Annotated in this window: 6 protein-coding genes; 4 read left to right on the top strand and 2 right to left on the bottom strand. The window is 36.9% G+C overall.

The features are described 5' to 3' along the window. Window positions 1-54: 54 nt before the first annotated feature. A complete protein-coding gene (locus MNV_RS12655) occupies window positions 55-1311 on the bottom strand; it encodes a flippase activity-associated protein Agl23 (RefSeq protein ID WP_096206326.1) in 1257 nt (418 codons plus the stop codon). 592 nt (window positions 1312-1903) lie between these two features. After that, window positions 1904-2260 carry a hypothetical protein gene (locus MNV_RS12650; protein WP_096206325.1) on the bottom strand — a complete coding sequence of 119 codons (357 nt, stop codon included), beginning with the start codon at window positions 2258-2260 and terminating at the stop codon, window positions 1904-1906. A gap of 160 nt (window positions 2261-2420) precedes the next feature. On the opposite strand from MNV_RS12650, the gene MNV_RS12645 reads away from it, so the two are divergent. The 4 genes from MNV_RS12645 to MNV_RS21365 all read left to right on the top strand — a co-directional run. After that, entirely contained in the window at window positions 2421-3116 is a 696-nt protein-coding gene (locus MNV_RS12645) for a cytochrome c biogenesis protein (RefSeq protein ID WP_096206324.1), read from the top strand. Window positions 3117-3129: 13 nt separating this feature from the next. Then, window positions 3130-3363 carry a hypothetical protein gene (locus tag MNV_RS12640; RefSeq protein ID WP_096206323.1) on the top strand — a complete coding sequence of 78 codons (234 nt, stop codon included), beginning with the start codon at window positions 3130-3132 and terminating at the stop codon, window positions 3361-3363. Between the two features lie 51 nt (window positions 3364-3414). Continuing rightward, complete coding sequence (locus MNV_RS12635; RefSeq protein ID WP_179293980.1) at window positions 3415-4014, top strand: AsnC family transcriptional regulator; 600 nt, start codon at window positions 3415-3417, stop codon at window positions 4012-4014. A gap of 127 nt (window positions 4015-4141) precedes the next feature. Further along, the coding region (locus tag MNV_RS21365; protein ID WP_179293979.1) for a sulfurtransferase TusA family protein at window positions 4142-4313 on the top strand (172 nt) is incomplete at its 3' end.

Genomic DNA, 4313 nt, shown 5'->3' with positions numbered 1-4313 from the left:
CAACATTACTTATATGACTATGCTTAACTAATCTGTAAATAATAAGAAAGAACACTAATCTAAATATTTGGGCTTATAGAACAGAACAATCCTGTATTCTGACGGTGATCTATCCATTCTTCTGTATAGCAGGTAATCTAAAGTAATATCCGAGGTCTTAAACCAGTACCACGACATCTTCGCGCTATCAAGTCTTTCATAGTCAGTATTCAGGCTGCGCTTGATAATATCTGCCTCAGATTCTCCATCAGAATCCTTGACAACAATCAGCGGGGCATTGAACTTAGAGCTTATATTTACTCTCCATTTAATATTATTGTAATGGCGCAAATACCACAAAAACTGGGTTTCCATTTCAGCATCAGTAACTTGAATTTCCGTGGATTGGTTCTGGTATTGCAGTGAGATTTCATTTATCTTGTTAATAAGTTCTGAAAACTTCTGTGGCGGCTGAGCAGCCTGGATTAAAGGCTCAGCAGGGTTTGTATAATTGTAATAGTTCAATAAGATGCTTGAATATACAAAGTAGGAAGAGCCTATCACAAGAAAAATAATTGTGGCTGCTCCTATCTTGGAATTAAACCTTAACCGGGGCAGAAGTTCGCCAAGATACGCTGCTGCTATCAATATCAAAGGTAAGAGTGGGATCAGGACGAGCCAGGGTACTTTTTCTTGGAGATAAGAATAAATTATAAGATTCGTCATTGCCCAGTATCCAAGAAAGGTCATGAAAAGGTTATTTTTCTTATAATAATGAACAATTCCAGCAAACCCGAAAATTAGAACAGGAAGTTCATAAAGCGCCATTAGTGGAAGGTAAAAATACATCGGGCCGCCGATGCGCTGTATTTTATGCATCTCGTACCAGTAAGCAATTCCTTTATCAAGAACTGCTTTTATGCCATAAAGATCAAAAACCTTGCCAGTATAAAAAAGTGAAAAGACGGTGAGAAAAATCAGAATGAAAAATACTCCTTCCGATAATACAATCAGTAATTTTCTATCAAGTTTTCTGAGTTTTCCTATCAAACCCCTGTATCTTTTCTCCCGGATAAACAACAGGAGGAGAAACAATATTACTAATGCCATTGCGATATACGCATTCTCTTTAAGGGTAGCCATTAATGCAAGCGCAACGGCACCAGTAAACAGATAAAAAAATCTCAGAACAGAACCGTTATCTTTTATGTTCTCTGCATATTTAACAGCACATACAAGAATCAGTAGAGTGAAAAAAGAAATGAAAATATCTTCCCTGTAAAAACGTGAGTAATAAAAGATAAGATATAAGACTAAATCTTTTCTATTCATGGGTTCAATCTGGAAACATATTGTTAGGATTACCGATATTGATTCTGGTTTTTCAATTAGTTTGCGCTTTAAAAATCAAGAGAAAAACAAGTTAAACTTTAATTCTCTGAAAGCGTAAAGTACTTAGAATCGCCTGTGTATATGTCAAAAGATACGATTTGCAAACTTGCTTATTCTGATATTATTTTATCTACCTATGCGTATAAAAGAAAAAATAAAAGAATTAAATGAAAGTGAGAATCTCTGGATTGGATTTTTAGGCAGTGTGCCAGAATACGATACTTAATGATATTTGAGGAATCTATCCTACTTGGAATTTGCCCAATTTCAGAACAAATCACTATCGGAAGAAGATTACTTGTAAAAATTGGAATCGACGCGAACAGGCGATGTGATTGTCTAATCTAACAAAGTGGAGTTAAGTATCTTAAATTATGCCACTGCCGATTTTTAAATGATATTCTCTCTGTAGCTTCGGTCGTGGCTATTTTTGCTTCTGTTTCTTATTTCGCCCTTGGGCTCTGGTCGCCATTGATTGCTGTGGAAAGCGGTAGTATGCTCCCGCATATTCAGATAGGGGACTTAATCTAAATTAAGTGTCATTTCTATTTTCTTTATAAAGAAGTTTATGCCACGTAGAGATCATTAACACAAGTACTAATATAGCAACTGGGAAAATACCGTAGTAAACAGGATGCAGCTCAGGTGGTAAATTTCCCCCAAGTTCAATATACTCCAGTATCATATGAAGGAATACAAGCCCTATCACGACCAGCGTAAATTTAAAGTTAGTATATAAGAATGATTTATCCAGAAATGCCCTTGCCTTCAGTGTATCGAGTTCAATTCTCCTCAAACGCATCCAACTCTTGAGGGAAAGATATATTCCGATGGTTGCAGCTATCAATGAAAATACAAGCGAGATATAATAAATTTCCTTTAATATCATAAAATTGATATATGCATTTAGGTTATTGTTTAAGTGGGTTGCGCTTAAAAAACATAAAAATTGTTTAAATATTTATTTAATTTGTAAACGGAAACCAATATATCGACGAAAATTAACAAGGTGCAATCATAGTACATTCTAATAATAGAGACACTAAAACATGTTCAAGAAAATACTTTTTTCACTGACACCAATAGCATTAGTTATTTCGATATACCTGATATTTTTTGTTGCCCCTATTCCAGTCGATCCTATGGATGCAGGCGGCAATCCCATAAACTTCAAGATATTCTACTTTCATGTTCCCATAGCTATCACGGCGTACCTGGCTTTCACCATTGTATTTATCTCAGGTATTAAGTATTTAAGAACAAAGCAGGAAAAATGGGATACCAGAGCAGTTTCTGCAGCAGAGGTCGGCGTAATATTTGCCTTCCTTACCCTGATAACAGGCTCTCTCTGGGCAAGATCGGCATGGGGTGAGTACTGGGTTACCTGGGATGTCAGATTGAATACATCGCTTGTTCTTTTTTTAATCTATATATCCTATCTTATGGTAAGAAAATCCATAGACGAACCTGAGAAACGGGCAAGGCTTTCATCGGTTTTCGGTATTATCGGTTTTATAAGTGTACCTTTAAGTTTCCTTTCCATCAGGCTGTGGAATAGAGCCACAGTTCATCCCGTGGTTATAGGTTCGGGGGGAGGAGGTATCAGCGGGGATGTTGTCATTGGCACGGTTCTTATGAACATTGTAGCATTTATACTTCTGCTGATTTTACTTGTTACATTACGAATAGACAATGAAATCCTATCAGAAAAGATTGATTTCATCAAACGCACAAATAATTTATAAAGTCTAAACAAGTATGAAAATATCTGAAGTGTTCAAAAGATTGGCATATAGTATTATCTTCGGATTCATGGGGCTTATTATTGGAATCTGGACTGCAGACCTTATCCACAAATTAATCCTGATGAATAATGTGGAGAGGATGATAATGACATATATTTCGTTAATAATTATAATATTAATAATAATCGCAGCCGGTTTGTTCGGCTTTACTAAAGGAGAAAAATTGATGGAAGGAAACTCTGATTAAAAATTTAAACCAAAAAGTACTTATGTTTACATCATGTGTAAAGTTATGAATATGGTAGAACTTGACAATCTTGATATTAAAATATTAACCCAGCTTCAGAGCGACAGCAGGAAGTCGTATCAGGAAATAGCCAGGCACTGCCTTACAAGCGTGCCCACCATTAAGAGCCGTGTGGACAGGTTGCTTGAACTCGGTATCATCAGGAAATTCACTTTAGATATCGATCACAGCAAGCTTGGCATAGCCGAAGCGATACTAATAATAAATGCAAAGCCCCTTGCAGTAAACAGAATAGCTGAGGAGCTTCTGAAGCTCGAAGAAATAAAAGAACTGTACACCACATCAGACTCTGACGTAGCCATCGTATCCAGAATAGCAGGGGATATGCAGCACATTCTTACAGTACAGGATAGGATAAACCTGACAGACGTGAACGATATCCGTGTTATTCCCGTAAAAAACCCATATCGAAAAGATGCAACCATACCACTCGCATCCTCCAGCATAACCCTGAGTTGCGCCTATTGCGAAAGGAAAGTAACAGGAGACGCAATCAGAAAGAAATTCAACGATAAGGATTATTTCTTCTGCTGCACTACATGCCAGGGCGAGTTTGAGAAGAAATACACACGATTGCTCACAAATGCTTGATGCAGGATAACCGTAACAACAAGCGGAATTATTTTGTATTTTCAAATAATTAAGTTGTGCGCGTTTTTTATTTTAATTTTATAAAGCACAACCCATATGAAAAATTAGAATCCATTTTTGATTATCCATGAAGGAGATTAAAAATGATAAAACTGTTGATGATAATGCCAGGATGTCCATGGCAGATATAGTAGCAGATGCTGTTCTGGACGCCAGGGGGCAGTCATGCCCCTACCCATTCATCAGAACAAAATGGCTGATGGAACAGATTGCCAGCGGCGAGGTACTTAAGGTAATTG

Source organism: Candidatus Methanoperedens nitratireducens (genome assembly GCF_900196725.1).
Taxonomy (GTDB): domain Archaea; phylum Halobacteriota; class Methanosarcinia; order Methanosarcinales; family Methanoperedenaceae; genus Methanoperedens; species Methanoperedens nitroreducens_A.
This window is presented reverse-complemented; position numbering and strand designations above follow the sequence as displayed.

Bases quoted from the DNA above. Each gene is read 5' to 3' on its own strand.
- MNV_RS12655 (WP_096206326.1), bottom strand. From the start codon at position 1,311: ATGAATAGAAAAGATTTAGTCTTATATCTTATCTTTTATTACTCACGT.
- MNV_RS12650 (WP_096206325.1), bottom strand. From the start codon at position 2,260: ATGATATTAAAGGAAATTTATTATATCTCGCTTGTATTTTCATTGATA.
- MNV_RS12645 (WP_096206324.1), top strand. From the start codon at position 2,421: ATGTTCAAGAAAATACTTTTTTCACTGACACCAATAGCATTAGTTATT.
- MNV_RS12640 (WP_096206323.1), top strand. From the start codon at position 3,130: ATGAAAATATCTGAAGTGTTCAAAAGATTGGCATATAGTATTATCTTC.
- MNV_RS12635 (WP_179293980.1), top strand. From the start codon at position 3,415: ATGGTAGAACTTGACAATCTTGATATTAAAATATTAACCCAGCTTCAG.